The sequence below is a fragment of the Actinomadura macrotermitis genome (assembly GCF_009604375.1).
Classification (GTDB): Bacteria; Actinomycetota; Actinomycetes; order Streptosporangiales; family Streptosporangiaceae; genus Spirillospora; species Spirillospora macrotermitis.
The window spans coordinates 108,010-131,198 of the sequence record NZ_WEGH01000001.1 but is presented as its reverse complement, the minus strand read 5'-3'; the positions used below and the strand labels follow the sequence as shown (position 1 = coordinate 131,198).

General features: G+C 71.4%; 19 protein-coding genes and 1 pseudogene. 10 read left to right on the top strand and 10 right to left on the bottom strand.

The features are described 5' to 3' along the window. Positions 1-36: 36 nt before the first annotated feature. The 4 genes from ACRB68_RS00590 to ACRB68_RS00575 all read right to left on the bottom strand — a co-directional run bounded on the left by ACRB68_RS00590 (position 37) and on the right by ACRB68_RS00575 (position 4,889). Entirely contained in the window at positions 37-747 is a 711-nt protein-coding gene (locus ACRB68_RS00590; protein ID WP_153530374.1) for an ABC transporter ATP-binding protein, read from the bottom strand. Beyond that, on the bottom strand, positions 740-1,540 hold the full coding sequence (locus ACRB68_RS00585; protein ID WP_153530373.1) for an ABC transporter ATP-binding protein: 801 nt from the start codon (positions 1,538-1,540) through the stop codon (positions 740-742). Before ACRB68_RS00585 ends, ACRB68_RS00590 begins: the two co-directional genes overlap by 8 nt. Then, positions 1,537-3,534 (bottom strand): ABC transporter permease, encoded by a 1,998-nt coding sequence (locus ACRB68_RS00580; protein ID WP_153530372.1) that lies wholly within the window; start codon positions 3,532-3,534, stop codon positions 1,537-1,539. The genes ACRB68_RS00585 and ACRB68_RS00580 overlap by 4 nt, the downstream gene beginning before the upstream one ends. Positions 3,535-3,608: 74 nt before the next feature. After that, complete coding sequence (locus tag ACRB68_RS00575; protein WP_194293164.1) at positions 3,609-4,889, bottom strand: ABC transporter substrate-binding protein; 1,281 nt, start codon at positions 4,887-4,889, stop codon at positions 3,609-3,611. Between the two features lie 237 nt (positions 4,890-5,126). On the opposite strand from ACRB68_RS00575, the gene ACRB68_RS00570 reads away from it, so the two are divergent. The 6 genes from ACRB68_RS00570 (at position 5,127) to ACRB68_RS00550 (ending at position 9,624) form a co-directional block, all read left to right on the top strand. Further along, positions 5,127-6,398 (top strand): ROK family protein, encoded by a 1,272-nt coding sequence (locus tag ACRB68_RS00570; RefSeq protein WP_153530370.1) that lies wholly within the window; start codon positions 5,127-5,129, stop codon positions 6,396-6,398. After that, positions 6,395-7,531: a Gfo/Idh/MocA family protein gene (locus ACRB68_RS00565; protein ID WP_153530369.1), complete on the top strand. Its 1,137-nt coding sequence runs from the start codon at positions 6,395-6,397 to the stop codon at positions 7,529-7,531. Before ACRB68_RS00570 ends, ACRB68_RS00565 begins: the two co-directional genes overlap by 4 nt. A 76-nt stretch (positions 7,532-7,607) precedes the next feature. Beyond that, positions 7,608-8,666, top strand: coding sequence for an alcohol dehydrogenase catalytic domain-containing protein (locus ACRB68_RS00560; RefSeq protein ID WP_194293163.1), 1,059 nt, complete (start codon positions 7,608-7,610; stop codon positions 8,664-8,666). Between the two features lie 35 nt (positions 8,667-8,701). After that, on the top strand, positions 8,702-8,848 hold the full coding sequence (locus ACRB68_RS40040; protein WP_194293162.1) for a hypothetical protein: 147 nt from the start codon (positions 8,702-8,704) through the stop codon (positions 8,846-8,848). A 5-nt stretch (positions 8,849-8,853) separates the two neighbouring features. Further along, on the top strand, positions 8,854-9,207 hold the full coding sequence (locus ACRB68_RS42775; RefSeq protein WP_194293161.1) for a DUF3987 domain-containing protein: 354 nt from the start codon (positions 8,854-8,856) through the stop codon (positions 9,205-9,207). An 18-nt stretch (positions 9,208-9,225) separates the two neighbouring features. Beyond that, the gene (locus tag ACRB68_RS00550) at positions 9,226-9,624 is read left to right on the top strand and encodes a hypothetical protein (protein WP_153530367.1); all 399 of its coding nucleotides are present in this window, start codon (positions 9,226-9,228) and stop codon (positions 9,622-9,624) included. 29 nt (positions 9,625-9,653) lie between these two features. Here the strand turns inward: ACRB68_RS00550 and ACRB68_RS41900 are convergent, their stop codons facing one another. Continuing rightward, entirely contained in the window at positions 9,654-9,779 is a 126-nt protein-coding gene (locus ACRB68_RS41900; RefSeq protein ID WP_268890256.1) for a hypothetical protein, read from the bottom strand. 201 nt (positions 9,780-9,980) lie between these two features. Between ACRB68_RS41900 and ACRB68_RS00545 the strand changes: the two genes are divergently transcribed. Further along, positions 9,981-12,404 carry a tetratricopeptide repeat protein gene (locus ACRB68_RS00545; protein WP_153530366.1) on the top strand — a complete coding sequence of 808 codons (2,424 nt, stop codon included), beginning with the start codon at positions 9,981-9,983 and terminating at the stop codon, positions 12,402-12,404. 215 nt (positions 12,405-12,619) lie between these two features. Here the strand turns inward: ACRB68_RS00545 and ACRB68_RS00540 are convergent, their stop codons facing one another. From ACRB68_RS00540 to ACRB68_RS00530, 3 genes are all read right to left on the bottom strand, one after another. Continuing rightward, a complete protein-coding gene (locus tag ACRB68_RS00540; RefSeq protein WP_194293160.1) occupies positions 12,620-13,735 on the bottom strand; it encodes a hypothetical protein in 1,116 nt (371 codons plus the stop codon). A gap of 152 nt (positions 13,736-13,887) precedes the next feature. After that, positions 13,888-14,832: a hypothetical protein gene (locus tag ACRB68_RS00535; protein ID WP_153530364.1), complete on the bottom strand. Its 945-nt coding sequence runs from the start codon at positions 14,830-14,832 to the stop codon at positions 13,888-13,890. 15 nt (positions 14,833-14,847) lie between these two features. Then, the gene (locus ACRB68_RS00530; RefSeq protein WP_194293159.1) at positions 14,848-17,790 is read right to left on the bottom strand and encodes a protein kinase domain-containing protein; all 2,943 of its coding nucleotides are present in this window, start codon (positions 17,788-17,790) and stop codon (positions 14,848-14,850) included. Between the two features lie 403 nt (positions 17,791-18,193). Between ACRB68_RS00530 and ACRB68_RS00525 the strand changes: the two genes are divergently transcribed. Continuing rightward, complete coding sequence (locus tag ACRB68_RS00525) at positions 18,194-19,000, top strand: GNAT family N-acetyltransferase (protein ID WP_235958687.1); 807 nt, start codon at positions 18,194-18,196, stop codon at positions 18,998-19,000. Between the two features lie 150 nt (positions 19,001-19,150). Here ACRB68_RS00525 and ACRB68_RS00520 read toward each other — a convergent pair. After that, positions 19,151-19,252, bottom strand: a pseudogene (locus tag ACRB68_RS00520) (IS5/IS1182 family transposase); the annotation flags it as partial. Positions 19,253-20,875: 1,623 nt separating this feature from the next. Beyond that, positions 20,876-21,433 carry a TetR/AcrR family transcriptional regulator gene (locus tag ACRB68_RS00515; RefSeq protein WP_328593563.1) on the bottom strand — a complete coding sequence of 186 codons (558 nt, stop codon included), beginning with the start codon at positions 21,431-21,433 and terminating at the stop codon, positions 20,876-20,878. 74 nt (positions 21,434-21,507) lie between these two features. Here ACRB68_RS00515 and ACRB68_RS00510 point away from each other — a divergent pair, with 74 nt between their 5' ends. Both ACRB68_RS00510 and ACRB68_RS00505 read left to right on the top strand, forming a co-directional pair. Then, positions 21,508-22,086, top strand: coding sequence for a hypothetical protein (locus ACRB68_RS00510; RefSeq protein WP_153530362.1), 579 nt, complete (start codon positions 21,508-21,510; stop codon positions 22,084-22,086). Between the two features lie 112 nt (positions 22,087-22,198). Next, the gene (locus ACRB68_RS00505) at positions 22,199-22,996 is read left to right on the top strand and encodes an SDR family NAD(P)-dependent oxidoreductase (RefSeq protein ID WP_153530361.1); all 798 of its coding nucleotides are present in this window, start codon (positions 22,199-22,201) and stop codon (positions 22,994-22,996) included. Positions 22,997-23,189: the final 193 nt, after the last annotated feature.

The following is a 23,189-nucleotide window of genomic DNA, read 5'->3' as shown; positions in this document are numbered from 1 at the left end:
AGCGGCTCCTTCTACAAAGACGTCGGCCCGGAGGGCCTACAGGGTGGTGGCGCCGAGGTAGCTGGAGACCAGCACCTCCCGGTCGGCCAGCAGGTTCGCGGCGGAGTCGTGGTCGGTGAGGTTGCCGTGCGCCAGCACGTAGCCGCGGTCGGCGACCTCCAGGGCGAGCTGCACCTGCTGCTCGACCAGCAGGACGCCCGCGCCCGACTCGTCGGCGTAGGCGCGTACGACCGGCATGAGCCGCTCGACGATGACCGGGGCGAGGCCCTTGCTGAGTTCGTCGATCATCAGAACGGCGGGACGGCGCGCCAGCGCGCGGGCCATGCCGAGCATCTGCTGCTCACCGCCGGACAGCAGCCCGGCGCGGCGAGAGCGCAGCTTCCTCAGCTCGGGGAAGTACGCGTAGGCGATGGCCGCGTCGAGGCGGTGCAGCCGCAGGTGCTCCTCGACCGTCAGGCCGTGGAAGACGCCGCGCCGCTCTGACATGTGCACGAGCCCGGCGCGGGCGATGTCCTGCGGCTTCTGCCCGGCCACGTCCCGGCCCTGGAACAGGACCGTCCCGGACATCGGGGCGAGGATCCGCGAGATCGCGCGCAGGGTCGTGGACTTCCCGGCGCCGTTGGGGCCGAGCAGCGCGACGACCTCGCCGGGGCCGACGGTCAGGCTGAGGTCGCGCAGCACGGCGGCGCCGAAGTACCCCGCGGTCAGGCCGCGAACGTCCAGCAGGGGCTCGGGCGGGCTAGTCATGGGTGATCTCCTCCGGGTCGACGTCCGATCGCGCGGCGCGGCCGAGGTAGGCGGCGATGACGTCGTCGTTGGTCTGGATCTCGCGGGGGGTGCCCGTGGCGATGACGCTGCCGAAGTCGAGCACCACGATCCGGTCGCAGACGCCGAGCACCAGGCTCATGTCGTGGTCCACCAGCAGCACGCCGGTGCCCGACCGGGCGACCGACCGCAGCCGGGTGGCCAGCAGGCCGCTCTCGTCGGTGTCGAGGCCGGCGGCGGGCTCGTCCAGGAGCAGCACGTCGGGCCGGCCCGCGAGGGCGCGGGCGAGGTCGACGAGCTTGCGCTGTCCGGCGGACAGGCCGTCGCTCGGACGGTCCAGCAGGTCCTGGATGCCGAGCAGGTGCGCGACGCCGTCGTCGTGGCGGGCGCGTCCGCGCAGCGCCTCCCGCACGGTGCGCCGCCAGTCCGGCCGATACGCGCCGACGGTCAGGTTCTCCCGGACGGTCAGGTCGTCGTACAGGTCGGCGGACTGCCAGGTGCGGCCGAGGCCGGCGCGGGCCCGGACGTAGGCGCGGCTGCCCGTGAGGTCGCGGTCGCCGAGCCTGACCTGGCCGTCGGCCTTGGTGAAGCCGCAGACCGCGTCGATGAAGGTGGTCTTGCCCGCGCCGTTGGGGCCGATCAGGCCGACGAGCTCGCCGGGGCCGACGGTCAGGCCGACGCCCTTGAGCGCGGCCACCCCGCCGTACCGGACGGTGAGGTCGCTGACATGAAGGGTCTTGCTCTTCGAGAGGGGATTCGGCAGGGTCTCGGTCATCGCACGGCCTCCACGACCGTCGCGGGCGGCCGGGCGTCCGTCTGGTCCGGTGGTCCCCCGGCCGGCCGGGACCTGCGGTGGGCCAGGGCGATCCCGCCGGGAGTGGTGGTCACGGTCAGGATCAGCGCGACCCCGGCGAACAGCAGCAGGTAGTCGGCGGGCAGGCCGAGGTAGTCCTCCACGATCGTGGAGGCGAGCCCGCCCGACATGAGCATGCCTCCGATCAGCGCGCCCTTGATCACCGAGATGCCGCCGAGGTAGGCCAGCGCGATGAGGACGAGCGTGTTGACGACACCGAAGTTGGCCGGGTCGACCGAGCCGTAGTTGTAGGCGGTGAGGACGCCGACGACGCCCATCAGGAACGCCGACAGCACGAACGCGGTGACCTTGATGCCCGGGACGGAGATCCCGGCCGCGGCGGCGGCGCGCTCGCTGGAGCGCACCGCCAGCATCCGCTGGCCGAGGCCGCTGCGCCGCAGGTTGGCCACGGCCGCGCAGCACACGACCATCACCAGCAGGCAGACCAGCCCGAACAGCGGGCTGGGCAGGCGCTTGAAGCCGAAGAAGTGGCCCGACGGGCCGAAGTCGATGCCGAGCAGCTTGGGCGCGGGCACCGGCGAGCCGAGTCCGCTCGCGCCCCAGGACGGGTTGTGGAACCCGAAGTTCTGCAACGCCACGGCGGCGGCGAGCGTGAGGATCGCCAGATGAACGCCTCGTACCCGCATCGCGGGCAGCACGTCCACCAACCCGAAGACCGCGGCGGCGGCGATGCCGACCAGCGGCGCCCAGGGCAGCCCGATGCCGAGCCCGACGCCGAGCTTGGAGACCACCAGCCCGGACAGTCCGGCGAAGGCGAACTGGGCGAGCGAGACCTGCCCCACGTACCCGGTCAGGACGACCAGCGACAGGCAGGCGATCACCGCGATGATGGTGTTGACGAGGCCCTGCCGCAGGTCGAACGGCAGGATCAGCAGCGCGGCGCCGCCGATCACGAAGCCGGTCACGGCGGGGCGGGTGATCCGGCGCGGGGCGGGCGCGGGCGGGAGCCGGGGCTCCACGGCGGTGCCCCGGTCCGGCAGGCTCTTGCCGCGCCACATCAGCGCCACCGCGATGACGACGAAGAACAGGACGTCCGGCAGGCCGGGCATCGGCAGGCCCTTGGACGTGGGGAACCACGGCAGGGTCTGCAGGTAGAGCGCGACCGACTGGAGTGCGCCCATTCCCAGGCCGGCGAACGCCGCGACGGTGAAGGAGGTGAAGCGGGCGATGAGCGCCGCGCCGAGCGCGGGTACGACGGCCAGCGCCAGCGTGACGGGGTCGAGCTGGGTCATCGGCGCGACCAGGATGCCCACCGCACCCGCCAGCGCGCCGGCGAAGGTGGTGTTCAGCAGCGACAGCCGCCGGGGCGACAACCCCGACATCATCGCCTCGGCCTCGTCCTCCTGGGCGGCGCGGGTCGCCAGCCCGAACCGGGTGTGGCGGTAGGCCGCGGTCAGCGCGACGCCGGCGGCGACCGCGATGCCCATGACCTCCAGCCGCACGACCGGGACCGATCCGCCGAAGACCTGGATGCTGCCGCCCGCCAGCACCGGAGGGGCGGTCTGTCCTGTCCCGCCGAAGCGCAGCACGATCAGCGCCTGGACGGTCAGCAGCAGCCCGACGCTGGCGACGAGCTTGGCCAGCGGCGCGGAGCCGCGCAGCCATTTGAAGACCGCCACGTCGATCAGCGCGCCGAGCCCCGCTGACAGCGCCACGGCCAGCAGGAACGACGGGATGACCGGCACCGGGCCGCCCAGGCCCGGGTAGAGGAAGGGCAGCAGCAGGTGCCCGTCGCGGAGCCCGTAGAAGGTGTAGGCGCCCCACATGGCCATCGCGCCGGCGCTGATGTTGATGATGCCCGCGCCGCGGTGGGTCAGCACGAGGCTCTGGGCCAGGCCGGCGTACATGGCGCCGGGTCCGACCCCCAGCAGGATGAACAGGATCAGTTGGTCCACGTGATCTCTCCGGTCGTGCGGTCCGCGGTCAGAGGTGGTGTGCGGTGGCCGCGGTCAGAGTCGTCCGGTCGGGGTCAGGAAGGCAGGTTGATCCAGCCTCCGGACGCGTCGGTCCACTTGCCGCCGCCCTCGTAGCGGTAGTACCTGGCGGCCTGCGCGCCCAGGGTCGGGAACTGCGGGTTCACGCCGAACCTGAGGCTGGGCGGGCCCATGAGCAGGGGTCCGGTGTAGGCCCGGGCGGCGGCGGAGACCTTCTCGACGGTCGGCGTGTCCGCTCCGGCGGCGGCCAGGACCTTGGCGGCGGCCATGATGGCGGCGAAGCCGGCCGGGGCGTTGATGCCGAGCTCGGCGCCCTTGCCCGCGTACTTGTTCATGACCGCCTTGTAGAGGCCGACGTGGCCGGACGGGTCGGGCGCGTTGGTGTTGAGCAGCGACCCGCTGAAAATCCACTTGGGCAGGTCGCCGAGCGCCTTCCTCACCGCGCCGGAGGCGCACAGCCCGGACGAGACGAGCGGCACCTTGATCGCCGCCTGCTCGTAGGCCTTGGCCATCGCGACGCACGCGGTCGGCGTCACGGCGATCGGCATGATGACGTCGGTCCTGCCCGCGCCGACGGCCTGCATCGGGCTCATCAGGTCCGCGCTGCCGGAGGGGTAGGTGGTGAGCTTGACGGTCAGGCCGCGCGCCTCGATGCCCTGCTTGATGCTCTTGGCGATCTCCTGGTTGCCCGGGTTGTCGTCGGCGATCATCGCGACGGTCTTCGCCTGGAGTTTGGTGGCCAGGAAGATCGGTGTGGACGCCTTGCCCGCCAGCGAGCTGGCGTTCAGCGCGTAGGTGTTCTTGGCGGACACGTCCGGACCGGGGTTGGCGACGGCGACCAGGTCGGGCTTCTTGCCGTCCAGGGTCGCGTGCAGCGACTGCGTGCCGACGTTGAGGCCGCCCTGCACGACGAGCTTGACGTCGTCGTCGGCGAGCATCTGCTGCCCGCACTTCTGCCCCTGTGACTCGGCGGAGACGATGTCGCAGGTCGAGAACTCGATGGGGTGCCCGCCGACGCCGCCGAGCTCGGCGTTGAGGTAGTCGGCGGCGGCCTTGGCGGCGACGCTGAACTCGGGGTTGGAGACCGGTCCGCCCTGCTGGTTGATCAGACCGACCGTGATCGGCGCGCCGGTGGCCTTGCCGTTGCCGGTGGCGCCGCTGACGGACTTGGCGAGCGTTGCGTCGATGGTCGTGGGCGCCTTGTCGTCCGCGCCCGCGCTGGGCCCGGAGTCGTCGCTCGCGCAGGCGGTGAGGCTCGCGGCGAGGCCGGTGGCCATGGCGATCAGGGCCAGCCGCCCGGTGGGGAAAGCGCTCATTCGCAGCTCCTGCAGGTGCGTCACCGCCGGTCGCCGAGGCGCGCCGGTGGTCATGGGGGTGGGGTGGGGCGGCTCCGTCACCGGGGAGGGACGGCGGGCCGCGGCGGCGCGGAGGCGGTCGTTCGATCGCTTACGCCGGAACCGGTTGAACTTTTGTCGGAATGCGAGGAAAGTAAGCCAGTGATCGGCAATAAGTCAACCCTTGCGCAACGTGAGGAAACGCGATTGAAACAGCACATGGACGGTCGAGATGCGGTGCGCGTGCCTCCGTCCCGGCTGCCGAGGTCCACGCCGACGACGATGTCGGCGACGCTCGTGGAGCTCGTCCGCACCCAGGGCCTGGCGACGACGAACGACCTGTGCGACGCGACCGGCATGGGCCGGACGGTGGTCGCACAGCGGATCGGCCACCTGCTGGAGGTCGGCCTGCTGGCCCGCAGGGGCAAGGGCCGCTCGACCGGCGGGCGGGCCCCGCGCGAACTGCGCTTCCATCACGAGGCGGCCACGGTGTTCGGCGTCGAGGTCGGCGTCACGAGCGTGATGGTGGGGCTGACCTCGCTGGACGGGGCGCCGCTGGAGGTCCGCGAGGACGCCTGGAGCGTGACGCGCGGGCCCGAGGAGACCCTCGCGCGGATCGAGGCCATGATGCGGGAGATCCTCGCCGCCCGTCCGGACGCGCCGCCGCTGGCCGGCATCGGCGTCGGGCTGCCCTGCCCGGTGGAGTTCGCCAGCGGCCGTCCGGTGTCCCCGCCGATCCTGTCGGGTTGGGACGACTACCCCGTCCGCGAATGGCTCGCCTCCCGGTTCGGCGTCGGCGTCTGGGTGGACAACGAGGTCAACGCCATGGCGCTCGGCGAACTGCGCGCCGGGACCGCGCGCGGGCTGGACGACTTCATCTACGTCAAGGTCGGCACCGGCATCGGCGCGGGCCTGGTGTCGGCGGGACGCCTGCACCGCGGCGCGCAGGGCTGCGCGGGCGACATCGCACATCTGTGCATCGACCCGGCGTCCACGCGGCAGTGCCGCTGCGGGAAGACCGGTTGCCTCCAGACCTTCGCGAGCGGGAACGCGCTGGGCAGGACCGCGACGCGGCTGGCCAAGAGCGGGGAGAGCCGGCCGCTCGCGCGCCGCCTGGCCGAGGCCGGCGAGGTCACCGCCGCCGACGTCAGCGCCGCCGCCGCGCAGGGCGACCCGGTCTGCCTCGACCTGCTGAGCACCGCCGGGGAGCGGCTCGGCGAGGCGCTGACCAGCCTCATCAACATCTTCAACCCCGCGCTGGTGGTGGTCGGCGGCGGTGTCTCCATGGCCGGTGACCTGCTGCTGCCGTCGCTGCGCAAGGTCGTCTACGAGCGGTCGCTCCCGCTGGCCACCCGGGACCTGCGGGTCGCGTTGTCCGAGCACGCCGACCGCGCGGGCGTCGTCGGCGCGGCGCTCACCGCGGTCGAGGAGCTTCTCGGCCCCGCCCACCTGGACGAACTGACCACCCTGCTGACCGGGAAGGCCTCATGAGCACCCTGCGCATCGGGATCGTCGGCGCGGGCATGATCGCTTCCGTGCACGCCCGCGCCGCCCTGCTGAACGGCGCCCGGATCGCCGGGGTCACCGCCTCGACGCCGGAGCGGTCACGCGAGGCCGCGCGCCGGCTGGGCGCCGAGCGGGCCTTCGACTCCGCCGAAGAGCTCATCGCCTCCGCCGGCATCGACATCGTCCACCTCTGCACGCCCAACCACCTGCACGCGCCGCTGGCGACGGCGGCTTTGCGCGCAGGCAAGCACGTGGTGTGCGAGAAACCCCTGGCCATGGACGTGACGCAGGCCGAGGCCCTCGCCGGGGAGGCGCGCGCGAGCGGACTCGTCACCGCCGTCCCCTTCGTCTACCGCTACTACGCGCTCGTCCGGCAGGCCCGCGCCCGGCTGCGCGGCGGCGGCCCGGGCGACCTGCGCCTGATCCACGGCGGCTACCTGCAGGACTGGCTGCTGGACGAGGGCGACGACAACTGGCGGGTGGACGCGGCCCTCGGCGGCGCCTCCCGCGCCTTCGGCGACATCGGCTCGCACTGGTGCGACCTCGCCCAGTTCGTCTCCGGGCACGTCATCACCAGCCTGACCGCACGGACCCTGCAAGCCCACGCCGAGCGCCGTCGCACCCCCGGCCGCACCTCGTTCTCGCAGCAGGCCCCGACCGGCGGCCTCGTTCCGGTCGACACCGAGGACGCGGTCGCCGTCCAGTTCACCACCGACCGCGGCGCGCTCGGCTCGCTGATGGTCAGCCAGATCTCCGCCGGCCACAAGAACCGGCTGCACATCGAGTTCGACGCGGCGGCCGAGTCGCTCGCCTTCGACCAGGAGCGGCCGGAGACGCTGTGGTGCGGACGCCGCGACGGCGTCGAGCTGCGCGTGCGCGACCCCGCCCGCCTCCCGGCCGACGCCCGGCGCGTCAGCTCGTTGCCCGCCGGTCATCCCGAGGGGTACGAGCGGTGCTTCGAGGCGTTCCTCGGCGACGTCTACACCGGCGTGCGCACCGGCACCGTGCCCGCCACCATGCCGACCTTCGACGATGGCCTGGCCGCCGCCCGCCTGACCGATGCCGTCCTGCGCTCGGCCGCGACCGGCGCCTGGACGGACGTCCCGCCCACCATCTGATCACCCCCGCGCGATCTTGCTTGCCGCCCGGCCGAGCCTCATCGCGACTTCAGTCCGTCACAAATCAGGAGAACTCATGAGTGCAACGATGACGGCCGTCCGGATCCACGAGCACGGCGGACCCGACGTCCTGACCGTCGAGCGGGTCCCGGTTCCCGCACCCGGCCCCGGCGAGGTGCTGCTCCGGGTGCGCGCCACCTCGGTGAACTGGTGGGATGCCGGATACCGCAAGGGCATCGTCCAGCCGCGGCCGGGCGTCCCGTCGCTGCCGCTGCCCTTCCAGCTCGGGCGCGAGGCCGCGGGCGAGGTCGCCGCCGTCGGCGCGGACGTGCGGTCCTTCGCGCCGGGCGACCGCGTGGTGGTGATGACCTGCCCCGCGTGCGGACGCTGCGCCGCGTGCCGCCGCGGCGACGACAACCTCTGCCAGGACACCGAGCTTCCCGGGCACCAGCGCTTCGGCGGCTACGCCGAATACGTGACCGCGCCCGAGCACGGCCTGCTGAAAGCCCCGGACGGCCTCGACTTCGAGACCCTGGCCTGCGTCCTGTGGTCCTACGGAACCGTCCTGCACATGGTGAACGCGCGCGCCCGCGTCCAGCCCGGCGACACCGTCCTGGTCACCGGCGCGTCCGGCGGTATGGGCACGGCCGCGCTCCAGCTGTCCCGCCTCGCCGGCGCACGGCTGATCATCGGCCTCACCGGATCGGACGACAAGTCCGACGCGATCCTGGCCGCCGGAGCCGACACCGTCCTGAACTACAAGGACACCGACATCGTGGAGCAGATCCGCGAGCACACCGGCGGCACCGGCGTGGACGTCGTCCTGGACAACGTGGGCGGCCCGATGGTCCCTCTCGCCATCAAGGCCGCGCGACTCGGCGGCCGGATCGTCCTGGCCGCGGTGATGGGCGGCCGCACCGCCGAGGTGCACATCGGTGAGATCTTCGCCAAGCACTTGGACATCCTCGGCACCCGCGCGTCCACCCGCCGCGAGCAGGAACTCGTGCTGGAGTTCGCCGCGCGCGGGCAGATCGCCCCCGTGATCGGTGCGCGCTACCCCCTGACCGAGGCGGCGGCCGCCCACCGGGCCCTGGACGCCGGCGCCCACATCGGCAAGATCGTGCTCGTCCCGTAGCCGCCTGGCAGCCGAGGAAGGCCGCCGTCGCCCGCGTGGTGCTGGAGGAGACCACGGAACCGGCACTGTTCGGCGGCAACGACTCCACCATGGAAAAGGTCACTTCACGCCTGGCCGAGCAGAACGGCCGGTACGCGGTGCTGGCGCCCGAGGGCGGCAGGTACTCCGGCCCCCCGACCTGAGCGCCGTGCTGTCTGGGCGCGCGGGTGAGGAAATCCGCATCGAACGCATCGGGCGCGCGTCCGAGCGCATCGACGCCGCCACCCTCACCATCGGGGTGTATCTGCAGCCGGGGGTGCTCACGGAACTCGGCGACACCCCCGAGTTCCGTGAGCAGGGCCTGCTCGGGCGCCTGCTGGTGTCCATGCCCGAATCCCTGCTCGGACGCTGCAACACCCGACCCGACCCCGTACCTGCGCACTTGGCGGACGACTACGCCCGCACGGCGTCCGATCAGCCTCACCCGCACTGCCGAGGCCCACGACGCCGTCACCGACCTGCTCGGCACGATCGAACTCCGGTTGGCCCCGGGCACCGGTGACCTGGCCTACATGGGGGAGTGGACCGGTGTCGTGGTCCGCTTGGCCGCACTGCTGCACATCGCCACCCACATACTCGCGCCGCAGAACATCCCCTCACCGCCGCCACCCTCGCCGACGCCCGCCAGCTCGGCGAATACTTCCTCACCCACGCCCAAGCCGCCTACGACGCCATCGGCGCCGATCCGGCCGTTCATCAGGCCCGCATCATCTTGGAGTGGGCCACGCAGACCAGTTCGGCATCGGTCGGCAGCCGGGGCCGGCCCCGGCTGCCGCTGTCGCGGCGAAGGCAGGACGTGATCGTCCAGATGAACCTAGAGTGCGGTCAGAAGGGCGTCCAGATCAGTCTTCACGCACCGACCATGGGCGCCCTTCATCGTGTCCGCACCAGGTTCGGCAACTTCCCATCAACGATCTAGGCGTGCACGGACCGCTTTGTGGTGGTCTGTCAGTGGCGGGTGATCCACCAGGACAGCAGGGCGACGAGGCTGGTGCCGGCGGCGGTTGCGGCGCCGCGGATGGCGGCCCGGGCGGCGATGTCGGCGAGGCGGCGCAGGTAGGTACGTCGGGACATGGCGGTTGTTCCTTTCGGTGGCGGCCCGCTGCCGGTGTTGGGGCCTGGTGCCACCGATTGACCTTGTCCGGCGGGTTTTCCGGTTTGTCTTCTGTCGGGGGTCAAGGCGGGACACGCTGGTGACCTGGGTCGCCGGGCGCGCCTCGGGTTTTCCGGAGGGGGCTTGGCCGGATCCGGGGCGATCAGGAAGAGGGCACGGTCGTGGGTGAACCGCTGGATTGGACGCAGGTGTGGGCGCAGGCGCTGCGGGAGTTGTGGACGGCGGCCGGTAAACCGACCGGTGAGACGATCGAGCGGCAGGCCAAGGCGCAGAGGCCTCCGTTGAGGGTGACGTCGTCGTCGTGGAGCGAGTGGCTGAACGGCCGCCGCGTTCCTGCCGATCCGGCGGTCGCGGGCTGGTTGGTGGTGTTCCTGAGACACCGGGCCCGGGAGCGGGCGCCGGAGTTCATCTGCGCCGATGATGGCTGGTGGGAGAGGGTTCGGGGGCGGGCGCGGGCCGAGCGTAAGAGCGGCGGCCGTCCGCACCGTGAGCATCCGCCGGGGCCGAGGTCGTTGGTGCTGGAGCGGATCCGCGTCGGTCGGATCCCGCGGCCGGCCGATTGTTTCCAGGACCGCCAGGTCGCCGAGCGGATGCGGGCGGCGGCAGGGGCAGGCGAAACGGTGGCGCTGACGCAGGTGCTGGCGGGGATGGGCGGGGTCGGCAAGACCCAGCTGGCGGCCGCCTACGCTCGCGACGCCTGGAAGACCGGGGTCGAGGTGCTGGTGTGGGTGAACGCGAGGTCGCGCGACGGCATCATCTCCGCCTATGCCGAGACGGCGAGGGAACTAGGCCTGGTCCCGGCCGGCCACGAGGACGCCAGGAAGGCCGCCGAGAAGTTCCTGGTGTGGGCGGAGACCACGACCGACCGCCGCTGGCTGGTGGTCTTGGACGACGTGCAGCGCCCGGCGGATGTGAACGGGCTGTGGCCGCCCGCCGGCACCTCGGCGGCCGGTGGCCGGGTAGTGGTCACCACCCGGCTGCGCGAGGCCGCCTTGGCCCGCGCCGATCACCACTTCCTCGAGATCGGCATCTACACCCCCCAGGAAGCCGACTCCTATCTCAGGGCCAGGCTCGAAGAACGCGCTGACGCCGCCGACCGCAGGGCGCTGGCCGGTGGCCTGGGACATCTGCCGCTGGCGCTGGCCCAGGCCGCCGCCTACATCGCCAACATGGAGATCACCCCGGGGGACTACCGGAATCTGCTGGCGACCGAACTGCTGAAGGACGTGGTCCCCGAGGAGGGGCACCTGACAGACGACCACCAGCAGATCGTCACCGCCACCTGGAACCTGTCCATCGACCAGGCCGATGCCGCCCACCCGGCCGGACTCGCCAAACCGGTCCTGCAACTGGCCAGCGTGCTGGATTCCGCGGGGATACCCCACACCGTCCTGTCCAGCCCGCCCGCATTGGACCACCTCACCAGCCACCAACCGATCCGAGCCCAAGCAGTCGACGCGGCAATGGTGGGCAAGGCGTTGCGGACGCTGCACCGGTACAGCTTGATCGACCACGACCGCAGCGCGATCCACCACGAAGTCCGCGTCCACCAACTCGTGCAACGCGCCACCCGCGAAAACCTCGCCGCCCAGCCGGATCTCGGCCCCGAACTGTTCGCGGCTCTCGCTGACACTGCCGCAGACGCGCTCCTTCATGTGTGGCCAGAGGCAAAGCCCGAGTTCGAGGAGCTCAGCCGGATCCTTCGCGCCAACACCGCCGCCCTCGGCCAAGCCGCCGGTACCGCGCTGTGGAACTCCGCCGACGGTCTCCCCACGGTGCTGATCCACGCCGCCGACAGCCTCTACCAGGCCGGGCAGTTCACCACCGCCATCCCTGTCTTCACCGACCTGCATGCGACCGCCTTACGTCACCTCGGTCCCGACCACCCTGATGTACTCATCGTCCGTAACTACTTGGCGGTGTGTCGGGGCCTGGCGGGGGACGTGGCGGGTGCGATCGTCGCATTCCATGAGCTGTTCGCGGACGCGATGCGCGTGCTGGACCCCGGCTCCGATCCCGACCTCATCGTCGCCATCACCGGCAACCTCGTGTACTGGCTGGGGGCTGCCGGTGACTCAGCGGGAGCAGCCGCAGCACTGGAGAAGCTGCTCCCTGCCGTGACGCGGGCGTTCGGCCCTGACGACCACCTGATCCTCATCCAGCGGAGCCTGCTGGCACGATGGCGAGGCGAAGCGGGCGACGCGGCGGCTGCGGTCACCGCGACAGAGGAGGTGCTCGCCGACATGGAGCGGGTGCTGGGTCCCGACCACCGCGACACCCTGATCGCAGGCGGCAACCTGGCACGATGGCGAGGCGAAGTCGGAGACCCGACCGGTGCCGCCACCTTCGAGGCCCTTCTCGCCGACATGGAGCGGGTGCTAGGTCCTGACCATCTCGAGACCCTTGTGGCCCGCTCTAGCGTCGCCTTCTGGCGCGGACAAACAGGAGATGCGCCGGGTGCAGCCACATCCTTTGCAGAACTACTCGTCGACGCGGAACGAGTGCTCGGCCCCGGCCATCCGCGCACCAACAGCATCCGCAGCAGCCTGGCGTACTGGCGGAACCAGATGGGCGGCCAAGAGTAGACGGCCTGGTCGCCGAGAACGCTCGTTTGCAGGTTCTCCTTGCCGCGCACCCTCGCCAAGTTCTACCAGCGCTACCGAGTCCTCGATGCCCCCTCGGCCACCGGCCACGGCGACGCGTTCAAGGTCGCGCCTGACCTGAGACCTCCGGGCCAGCCCGCTGGTCTCCAGCGGCTAAGGACCGTCCCGGTGCGCCGCTGACCAGAGGTGACCTCGCGTCAGCTCGGGTGGGTGGGGAGGTGCTCGTCGAGGAGCTTCGTCGGCTCGAGCAGGCCGAGACGCTCGATGTCGGGGCGGTAGGTGGTCAGAAGGGTGTCGACGGCCGTTCGGGCGGCGGGAAGGTCGCTTGCCGCGAACGCGCGGGCTCGGGCGAACCAGAACAGGCAGAACGCGACGTCGTGAGTGGTGTCCGGGGCGATCGAGAGGATCGCCTCGGAGAGCTCGCGGGCCTCGGTCGTGATGCTCAGCAGTTCGTCGACCGCGGGCGGGCCGGACGACGCCAGTGCGACGACGAGATTGCTGAGCGACCGCAGCAGTGGGGAAGCGAACCTCGCGAAATCGATGCGGGCGAGGCTGCGGCGGATCTCGACGGCCTCGGCCAGGCTCGACCGGGCGGTCTCCAGATCGCCCGACCGCGAACTGAGATGCCCGAGATTGTGCAGGGCGGCCGCGAGGACCGGGAGGTACTCCTCCGGATCGTCGGCGGCGAGCCTCCGCCGGATCGCGATGGCCTCCCGGGCGGCCGCCCGGCCCTCTTCCCGATCGTGCTCCATGCACTGGCCGGCGATGTTGTTCAGGGCCATCGCCAAGTCGGGGAGGTGCGACGGGTCCCGCTCGGCGGCCGCCCGCAGAGCTTCGGCGTATTCGGCGAGGTAGCCGACCGCTTCGTCGCGGTTGCGCTCCATCAGGGCGCCCTGGCTGTAGGCATCCAGCAGCTTCAGGCGGAGCCGGAGCGCGGCCTCGACGGTGCCGTCGTCGGCGGGGAGCATGCCCACCTCCCGGAGGAAGGGGAGCGCCTCCTCGTGGCGGCCGATGATCCGCAGCGTCACTCGCGCCCGCTGGAACAGCATCCGGGCCAGGATCGTCCCGGCGTCCCGCCGGACGACCCGGCGCGAGACCTCGATCGCCTCATCGATCCGGCGGACCGCGCCGTCGAGGTCACCGCCCCGCTCGAGCCGGTCGGCGAGCTCCATGATCGCCTCGGCGAGGGCGGTGCGGTAGTGCTGCGGCCGGACGTCGGTGAGCGTGCGGAAGAGCTCGATGCGCTGCTCGGGATCGGTCACCAGGCCCAGGATCATCGACGGGCCGAACCGGACCTCGATCTCGATGGCCATGAACGGCTCTGAGCCGTCCCGGCCGGGGGATCGCGCGGAGTCCGCGGGCCGTTCGTCGGGGCGGACGGGCAGGGCCCGGCTCTCGTGGACGGCCAGGAACCGCCGGGCCTCCGGGCTCTCGGCGGCGGCCTCCCGCCAGATCTCCTCCAGGCTCATGCGTCCTCGAGCCCCTCGAAGAAGATGCCCGGGGTCCTGGCGGGAGTGATCGGATCGATCCGGCTGATCGCGGCGAGCCGCAGCGGTTCGACGCCGTCGCCGAGGGCGGTGAGCAGGGCGTCCCGGGTGCCGGACGGGGTGTCCAGGACGCCCAGGAGCAGGAGCGGCCCGTTGACGGTGGCCGCACCGTGCACCCACGCGTACAGCTGCGCCTGCCGCATCTCCGGGCGCTCGACCCAGTCGAACGGCTGGAAGGTGTCGACCGGCGCGGCCTGGAACCGTTCCAGCGAGCCGGTCACCCGCCCCGCCAGCCCCGTGCGGACCCGCTCGAAACAGGCCGTCACCGAGCCGTCCGACAGGTGCATCAGGGCCAGGAGCACGTCGGGTGTGTGGAGCATGCGGTCGCGGTCACGGCAGGAGGCGTAGGCGGCGGCCAGGGCCGCGCGGAGACGTCCGTCCGGGACGATCGTGCGGGTCAGGGTGCGCATGCTGTGCCGCAGGTCGGCGAGATGCGCCGCGGCGACCGCGGGGAACAGCGCGTTGCCCTCGGCGTCGACCGCCGTGTGCAGCGCCTCGGCGGCCACACCCTTCAGGAGGTGGTCGATGAGCTTCTCGAAGGGGAGGGGGAAGGTCCCGGCGTCCAGGCCCTGCTCGGACGCGATCTCCCGCCACCGGCTCAGCGCCGTCCCGTCGGCCGCGACGCCCGAGTCGAGCAGCGGAAGGTCGCCTTCGGCCGCCGCGCCCACCATCAGTTCCAGGAGCCCCACCGCGTGCTGCAGGTCGAAGTCGGTCGTCCCCTCGTCGGCCGCGACCTTCCGGACGGCATGTTCGATCGCCTGCCGGTAGACGCCTTCCAGCGCGCGCCGGCGGGGGGTGCCGAGCGCCGCGCGGACCGCGTACTTCGAGAGCGCGGAACCGGCGGAGCCGACCGCGCGCGCCATGGACGGATCCATTGGTCAGCTACCTCCGCCGAGTCCCATCGCCTGATGCATCGCGGCGGCGGCCGATTCCTGGTCGCCGAGCAGGAACAGGCAGGTCGCGAGAAGCCGGTAGGCGCCGGGCTGCACCGGATCGGCGGCCAGGGACCGCCGCACCGACTCCACGGCCTCCGCGGCGACGCCCTCCGCCGCCTGCGCCTCGGCCCGGGCCAGCCAGGACTCCGCCGCCTCGGGCCAGCGCTCCGTGCACTCCGCGGCCTCCTCGAGGGCCTCCCGGATCCGGCCGAGGCGGAGGAGCCGGCGGACCAGCGCCACCCGCAGCGCCAGGTCGTGCGGATCGGCCGCGACCTCCGCCCGGATGCTCTGGAGCAGGTCCTCCTGCCGGTCGGTGAGCCGCATCTCCATCGGGGTTCCGCCGTCGGGGTCGTAGAAGACCGAGGCCGACAGCACCAGGCCGAGCGTGGTGCGCAGGAAGAACTCCAGCTCCTCCAGATCCGGGGTCCCGCCGCCCTGGTAGGCCAGCGCGCCGTCGGCGGCGGTCTTGCGCAGCGCGACGAGGGTTTCGCGGTCGCCGAACGTCGGGCTCCGGTTCGCGCGGATCCAGCCGAGGAGGTCGCGCGGCGCGGGCGCCTGGAGGCCGACCGGGGTGAAACCGAGCGTCGCGGCGAGCATGATCGCCGGCTCGGCCAGCCGCTCGTCGTCGAGTGCGGCGAGGAAGAGCTGCTCGTATCCGGAGACGTCCGCGATCGTGAATCCGAGGTGCTCGGCGGCCCGTTGGACGAGGGCGTCGAACTCGGGGGTGCGCAACGGCTGCGTCGGGGCGCTCTGGGCGCAACCGCGGCACCGCAGGAGGACGCCCGGCGTCCGGTCGGTCAGCACGAGGACGCCGCAGGCCGGGCATCGATGGTAGTAGGGCGGGATCTCGCGGCGCCGGGTGGCCGGTTCCGCGGTTTCCAGCGCGGTGACCGCCTGGGTGAGGAAGTCGGCGAGCCGGTCCAGGTAGGCGGCGTCGTCGGACGGGCCGTAGAAGTCGAAGCAGTGGTAGCCGCTCGTCTGGTATTGGCGGATACCGAGGAAGTACCGGCCGTCCCGGGCGACGGTGTAGCCGGCCGCGATGGCGGGGTCGGACGGCGGCTCGAAGCCGTTCTGATCGCCCGAGCCCACCTCGGTGCCCTCCGGCATGCTCTCCCGGAGGTCTTTCAGGAAGTCCGCGTAGGGCTTGGCCGCGGGAGGTTCGGGGCCGGGGTCGTCCGGGACGTTTCCGGACTCGTCGGGAACCTCCATTTCCGCCAGGATCTGGCGGGCCCGCTCGCCGATGGCGTCGGCATCGGCGGGCCAGGTCTCGCGGATCTGCCGCTCGAAGCGGGCGGCGCGGTCGGCGAGCCGCTCGTCGGTCAGCAGGCAGGCCCAGGAGCGGGCCGCCCAGTCGAAACTCCACAACCCCTGCTGATCCATCTGTTCCAGCACGGCCCAGGCGGCGCCTATCTCGCCGAGATGGTCCATGCAGACCGCGGCCAGCAGCAGCGCCGGCATCTCCTCCTGCGGCGCCATCCGCACCGCATGCCGGTAGACCGACTGCGCCGCGCGGTGATCGCCGATCCTGCCGAGCGCCTGGCCGACGTTGGCCCAGGCCGCCCAGAGGCCGGGGCGCAGCTTTGCGGCCAGCTGGAAGACCGCAAGGGCGCGTGCCGGCTCGCCCTGCTCCAGGTGGACGGTTCCCAGGTTGACCAGGACCTCGGCGCGAAGGCCGTCCGGGAGGCCGATCGCGGCGTTGCGGAGCACCTCGGCGGCCTCGTCGAACCGGCCGAGCCGCTTGAGCGACAGCCCGCGGCCCACCACGCAGTCCAGGACCAGCCCCTGGTCCGGGCCGAGGGCGAGGGCCTGGTCGAAGGCGGCGAGCGCCTCCTCGTCGCGATCGGACAGGGACAGCGCGTGCCCGCGCAGGGACAGGATCCTCGCCGTCGGCTCCGCGGCGTCGTCGGCCTCCTGGATCGCGAGGTCGTACTGCTCGAGCGCGATCAGGTTGGTCATCCGCGCGGCGGTGAGGAGCGGCGCCATGAACGCCAGCACGTGGTGGATCCGCGCCGTCGCCTCCATGATCTGCGTGACGAGGCCGGTGGTCCGGTCACCCGCGATCCGCAGGATCGCATGGTAGATCTCCGCGAACGACGCCGGACGCTCCGCCGGGTCCTCGGCCAGACAGGAGCGGGCCAGCTCGGCGAGCCCCGGATCGTCCCCGGGCGCCTCGGCGCCGGGGAGGCCGCCGGTCAGCAGCTCCCAGAGCATCGCCCCGAAGGCGTAGACGTCCGAGGCGACGCTCGAGGCCGCGGGACCGGCGAGGAGTTCGGGCGCCCGGTAGGCCGGAGTGCTGGTCAGCCCGTGGTTCTCGCCGGCGGCGCGGGCGAGCCCGAAGTCCGAGACGAAGGCGAGGTTGTCGAACAGCAGGACGTTCTCGGGCTTGAGATCGCCGTGGACGAGGCCGTCGATCCGCTCACCGGCCAACTGCATGCCCAGGGCGACCTGTGCGGCCAGGAAGGCGGCCGACCAAGGGCCGGGCTCGAGGTGGTCGATGACGTCGCGCAGCGTGCGCAGCGGCCCGCGGATACCAGGCATGATCACGAACGGCCGGTCGTCGAGGGTCCGCAACCCGAGCACGGGCATGATGTGCGGGACGCCCGAGAGCCGCGACCAGTGCCGCACCTCGCGCAGGAACGCCGACCGGACCTGCGGACTGAAGAAGAACTGCCGCTGGAAGGACTTGTAGGCGTAGGCGAGCGTTCCCGAGGCCGCGCCGAGCGCGTCGTCCAGGACCTGCGAGCGGCAGATGAGGACCTCGCCCATGCCGCCCCGGCGGACCTCGATGACGTCCAGGTCGCCGAGTCTGCCCAACGTGCCTGACGGAGCGGGATCGTCGGTGTCGTCGGTGAAGAGATCGGCCAGCAGCTCACCTGGCGTCCGCATGACCCCACGGTACTCCGGGCGTTTCAGGCATCCATGGCATATGGCGATATCGCCCGAGGTGCTGTGGGGGAGGGGACCGGCGCCTTGATCCGGAACAGTTGTTCTTACGGACCAGGCTCGGTTGAGGGCTTCCGAGGCGAGGCGCGCCACCATTCGCCGGGTGGTGTCCGAAGTCCGCGCCGACTGCCTGGGGACCGAGCGGTGACCCTCACCTACTACGCCCTGCTGTCGGCGTTCCCCGCACTGATCGTGATCCTGTCGCTCCTCGGCACGGCGGGCGACGGCGCGACCGGACCTCTGCCCGGTCTCCAGCGGATAGCTCCTGGTCAGCCCGTTCGCAGGCACGGAAAAAGGATCTGCGAGCACCTCGGACGGTGTGCTGGGGTGGATCATCATGAAACCCATGCACACCCTGTCCGCCAATGAATCCGACCTTCCGCTCGCGATGGAGCAGAATCTCGCCGAGCATGCCTGCCACCTGCACCGAACCCTGAAGGGCGCGTCCGTCACGGAGACCGGCGACCTGCTGATCGCCGACAGCGGTCTCGACGATGACACCTTCAACATCGTCGCGACGGCCCGCTTCACCCCGGGCACCGCCCTGGCCCGCGCCGCGGAAACGGCCCGGACCCTGGCCGCCACGGGCCGCCCCTTCTCCTGGTGGGTGGGCCCCGCCTCCACGCCGGACGATCTCGCCGAGCATCTTCAGGCCGCCGGCCTGGAGGCGTCGGAAACGGAGGCGGGCATGTGGAAGGACCTGCGCGCCCCCCTCCCCGACGCGCACGTCGACGGCCTGGAGATCCGCCCGGTCACCACCCCGGAACAGCTCGCCGACTACGCCACGGTCCTCGCCGCGAACTGGAACCCGCCCGCCGCCACGGTGCGCCAGTTCTTTGCCGACGCCGCCGATTCGGCGCTCGCCGCCGCCTGCCCCGCCCGCTACCTGGTCGGCTACGTCGATGGCCGTCCCGTCTGCTCGGCCGAGGTCTTCCTGCACGCGGGCGTCGCCGGCATCTACAACATCGCCACACTCGCCACCGACCGCCGCCGCGGCTATGGCGGCGCCATCACCGCGGCCATCCTGCACACCGCCCGGGACGCGGGCTACCAGACCGCGGTGCTGCAGGCATCCGCCGACGGAGAACCTGTCTATCGCCGCCTCGGGTTCACCGTCTGCGGCCACTTCACCGAGTACGCCCTCACCCCCTGACCCGTCAGGGCAACCGCTCCGCTCTTCACCGACGCCTGGTAGTCCATCGGCAACGCTTCACGCCCGGGGCATCGCCCCGATGGGCCTCCAGCTTCGACCTCATGCATGACCAGCGAAAACCACACATGGAGATCGGAAAAGAACGCCCTCTCAGCCCACAAGGGTCAGGTTGTGCAGGCGCGCGATGCCGAGCATCGCGTGGTACACGCCGTCGCCCTTGAGGCGGCAGCCGCGCAGGAACTTCCGCTCCTTCTCGACCTTGCTCTTCCCCTGGCCCTGAAGGAGGAGCCGGTGCCTGGTACTGGGTGACCGGCCGCCAGGACGCCGCCGAAGCCCAGCACGTCTCCTTGACCGACGGCGACCCGGCGATCGAGCGGCACCTGATCCAGCTGTGGCCGTCACTGCCTGAACCCGAACGCTGGCTGAAGGAGCTCACCTGGCCGGCCTGGGCACCCGACCCCGCCCTGCCCCGCACCGACTTCATCGTGGAGACCCCCACAGAGCGGTACTGGCTCACCGACCACAGCAGCGACCGCCACACCGCAGACACCCCCGCTGCCGGTGCCCCGGGCAGCCTCATTCTCGCTCAGGCCGACAGGCACATGGCCACGATCTTCACCACCCATCCCCGCAGCGCCGTCGAGGCCGTCCTGGACATCCTCGACCAGGAACCCGCCCCCAGCGCCGCTCCCGCAAGCTCTGCCCCCGAGAACTGGGGAGACCGCACAGGCCACCATGGTCTTCACCGGCCCCTCCGTAGGCTGCAACTACCTAGACGACCAGACCAGCCCCTACACCTTCCAAGACCTGCCCGCCGCCCCCGGGCAGACCCGCACCTACCAGGTCCGCATCTCCGCACGAGGCCGGCACAGACCCCTCCAACCTTCTGCGAAGCCCGGGCTCCACACCGAACGCCACCTGATCCAGATCTGGCCTGTCACAGGCAGCAGCGACTAACCCGCGCCCGCCAAGGGCGACTGCTCACCGCTGTCACTCATGCCGCAGCATCATGCAGGCCACGCTGGAGCATTGGTTCGCCGCCATGGCCGTGCGGCGCAGCCTGACCCACGACCGACCGGCGTCTTTGCAGCATGAGCGCCATCATCGTGCCGATCGGCGATATCGCGAGGGGGATGCTCTGGCCAGAGTGTCCGGCTATGGGCTCTGAGCCCATAGTTGCGCTAGGTAGCGTTCCTGGCCGGTGAGGTCTTGTTGCGCGTGAGCGAACTCGGGGACCTGGTCGTCGAAGTTGTGGCGCTCGCCGATTTCGCGGTAGGCGCGAGCGGTGCGTTCCCGGTTCCATGCGGTGAGGCGGCCGTGGTAGCGGCCTGCTGGTACTTGCAGGACGTGGCGGGAGCCGCCGGCGTTGTACAGGCCGATGTCGCCGTTGGGCAGGTCGAGGGTGAATGCCTGGCTCAGTTCGTATCCAGGGTCGGGGGCGGGAGCGGGGCCGTCCCACAGTTCGAACCGGATCTTTTTTGCCGGGTAGCTCTTCGATGACTTTGACCATCACCTCGTGCCTGCCGGGGATAAGCCATTGGCTGGTAGGCGGGGCGGGGGCGTGAGGGGAGGCGTCGGCTGCGGTCTCGTCACCGAAGGCGAAGTGGTAGTGGTCGCCGGTGGTGAGGAGTTCCCTGCTGGTGATCAGTGTGCTCACGAGCGCTTCTCGGGCGGTTGGGTGGTGTGCCGGGGAGCGGCGTGGTTTACGGAGGTGTTGCGCTGGTTGTTCACATCGCGTCGTCAGCGGCCTCGGTCAGCGATCAGGGGGATGACGAACATCGGAACGATCCTTGAACACCCCCGCTGGAAGCGGAGGCGTTGCCGCCGTTCGCCGTTGCGATGTGGACCCGCGTGGTGCGGCGTGATGGTTTCGGGTCAGGTTCGGGTCGGCACGGTGGTGAGCGTGTGGACGAGGAGGTCGATCACGGCTCGTTTGCCGACGTCGTCGCGCCGGTGGGTGAGGAGGCCTTCGATGACGAAGGTGCCGATCGCGGTCATGGCAGGGAGGTCGGCTTCGGCGGCGCCGGCGTTGCGCAGGTCGTCGGCGACCAGGGCGTCGGCGAGTTCGTGGAAGCCGCTGTGCCAGGCGTGGACGGCGGGTGAGGCCGGGGCGCGGGTGTGGACGGTGTTGACGAGGCCGTGCAGCCGTTCGAGCCGGTCGACGGCCCACAGGAGCCGGTCGCCCAGCGGCCGGTCGGCGATGGTCGCGTACTGGGCGAGGGCTTCGGCCAGCAGGCGGTCCAGGACGGCGATGAGCAGGTCGTCCTTGTCGCGGAAGTACCAGTAGATCGTGTTGACGGTGACGCCGGCGTGCTTGGCGATCTGGCCCATGGACGCCGACTCGTAGCCGTCGTCGATGAACAGCCGCTGGGCGGCGGCGAGGATCTCCTCGCGTTTCTCCTCGCGGTCCTGGGGGCGTCGGTTCCGGGGCACCCCCACATCCTATCTTGAACGGTCCTCAAGAAGGCGCTAGGTTTCTTGAGGATCATTCAAGAAGTGAGGGGCCCATGGAGACCGACCACGCGGCCGCCGGGCTGCTCGGGCTGGACACGACCGGGCTGCTGGCGTTCTTCGCCACGCTGCCCGCTCCGTCCATCGAGGAGATGGACGGGGAGTACACCGCCCGGCTGCTGGCCCAGCCCGGCGTGTTCGCCTCGGTGACCGGGCGCGCCACGGTGTCCAATCCGCTCGCGCCGTGGCTGTGCAAGGCGTTCCGGCCCGTCGACGGCCAGACCGGGCGCGGCTACAACACCTTCCGCCAGTTCGGCCGCGTTCGGCAGCGCTATGCGATGCACACGCTCATCGCGCCGTCGCGCTATGACGGCCTCCCCGCCTACACGCTCATCTACCGCGCCTACGCCTCGATGTGCGGGGCGATCAACATGGTCGACGAGGTCCGCCGCGCGGCGCCCGGCATCTACCTGGGCATCGGGACGTGGGGATTCACCGCACGCCAGCGCCGCATCCCGCTGCCCTTCCTGCTCACCGGCCCCGTCGGCGCCTACCGCGGTGACATCGGCACCGTCCGCCGCGGCTTCACCCCGGGCCCGCGTGAACTGCCCGGCCGAAAGGAAGCCACCCAGTGACGCGAAGGCTGCGGTACGGCGCCAACGGCTATCCCGGCGAGCTGATCACCCGGCTCCCCGGCAGCGGCCTCCTCACCATCACCACCCCCTACCCGACCGAAGGAACCCTCCGATGACCACTCCCCGCACCGCGCTCATCACCGGCGCCTCCGCCGGCATCGGCGCCACGTTCGCCCGCCACCTGGCCGCCCGCGGCTACCAGCTCCTGCTGGTCGCCCGCCGCACCGACCGCCTCCAGGAACTGGCCGCGGAGCTGGCATCGCAGCACGATGGGCGGCGCTATGAGGTGTTCGCCGCCGACCTCACCGACCCCGCCGCCCCCAAGGCGATCATGGACTATGCCGACGCCCAGGGCCTGGACATCGACGTCCTCATCAACAACGCCGGGCTGTCGGGCAAGACCGCGTTCGCCGACACCCCCTGGGACACCCTGGCCGGGGAGATCCAGCTGATGGTGACCGCCCAGACCGAACTCGCCCACCTGGTCATCCCCGGCATGAAGGAACGCCGCTGGGGCCGCATCGTCAACCTGTCCTCGGTCGCCGCGTTCGCCCCGCCCGCAGCCAGCCTGCTCTACACCGGCATCAAGTCCTACGTCCTCAACATCTCCCAGGCCCTCGACATGGAGCTCAAACCGCACGGCATCCACGTCACCGCCCTGTGCCCCGGCTTCACCCGCACCGAATTCCACGACGTCATGGGCACCCGCGACAAAGCCAACCGCCTGCCCCGCATCCTGTGGCAGCAGCCCGAAGCCGTCGTGGCCGAAGGCTGGAACGCCGTCCAGAACGGCAAACCCGTGTGCGTCCCCGGTTTGGTCAACAAGATCTCCGCCGTCGCCATGAAGCCCCTGCCCGTGCGCCTGGGCTACCTAGCCGGACGCACCCTCAACCCCTTCAAGAACAGCTGAACCCCCTCACCTCCGTCCGCCGGCCCGGCCCGCCGCGAAGCCCGACCACACCTCGCAGCTCATCGGGGACTTCTCAGACACTTGGTGTGGGGTCCAGCGGAAGCGGCTGGACAGCCAGCTGTCCTGCGGTCGGCCGCGCCGGATGCGTCCCTGGGCGGCCAGCAGGGCCAGGACGCGGGTGGTGATGCGGGGC

What these genes read in the sequence shown, in the direction of transcription:
- ACRB68_RS00590 (WP_153530374.1), bottom strand. Translation starts at nt 747, where the DNA reads ATGACTAGCCCGCCCGAGCCCCTGCTGGACGTTCGCGGCCTGACCGCG.
- ACRB68_RS00565 (WP_153530369.1), top strand. Translation starts at nt 6,395, where the DNA reads ATGAGCACCCTGCGCATCGGGATCGTCGGCGCGGGCATGATCGCTTCC.
- ACRB68_RS00525 (WP_235958687.1), top strand. Translation starts at nt 18,194, where the DNA reads ATGCACACCCTGTCCGCCAATGAATCCGACCTTCCGCTCGCGATGGAG.
- ACRB68_RS00540 (WP_194293160.1), bottom strand. Translation starts at nt 13,735, where the DNA reads ATGGCCATCGAGATCGAGGTCCGGTTCGGCCCGTCGATGATCCTGGGC.
- ACRB68_RS00535 (WP_153530364.1), bottom strand. Translation starts at nt 14,832, where the DNA reads ATGGCGCGCGCGGTCGGCTCCGCCGGTTCCGCGCTCTCGAAGTACGCG.
- ACRB68_RS00505 (WP_153530361.1), top strand. Translation starts at nt 22,199, where the DNA reads ATGACCACTCCCCGCACCGCGCTCATCACCGGCGCCTCCGCCGGCATC.
- ACRB68_RS00585 (WP_153530373.1), bottom strand. Translation starts at nt 1,540, where the DNA reads ATGACCGAGACCCTGCCGAATCCCCTCTCGAAGAGCAAGACCCTTCAT.
- ACRB68_RS41900 (WP_268890256.1), bottom strand. Translation starts at nt 9,779, where the DNA reads ATGTCCCGACGTACCTACCTGCGCCGCCTCGCCGACATCGCCGCCCGG.
- ACRB68_RS00530 (WP_194293159.1), bottom strand. Translation starts at nt 17,790, where the DNA reads ATGCGGACGCCAGGTGAGCTGCTGGCCGATCTCTTCACCGACGACACC.
- ACRB68_RS00510 (WP_153530362.1), top strand. Translation starts at nt 21,508, where the DNA reads ATGGAGACCGACCACGCGGCCGCCGGGCTGCTCGGGCTGGACACGACC.
- ACRB68_RS00575 (WP_194293164.1), bottom strand. Translation starts at nt 4,889, where the DNA reads ATGAGCGCTTTCCCCACCGGGCGGCTGGCCCTGATCGCCATGGCCACC.
- ACRB68_RS00560 (WP_194293163.1), top strand. Translation starts at nt 7,608, where the DNA reads ATGAGTGCAACGATGACGGCCGTCCGGATCCACGAGCACGGCGGACCC.
- ACRB68_RS00570 (WP_153530370.1), top strand. Translation starts at nt 5,127, where the DNA reads ATGGACGGTCGAGATGCGGTGCGCGTGCCTCCGTCCCGGCTGCCGAGG.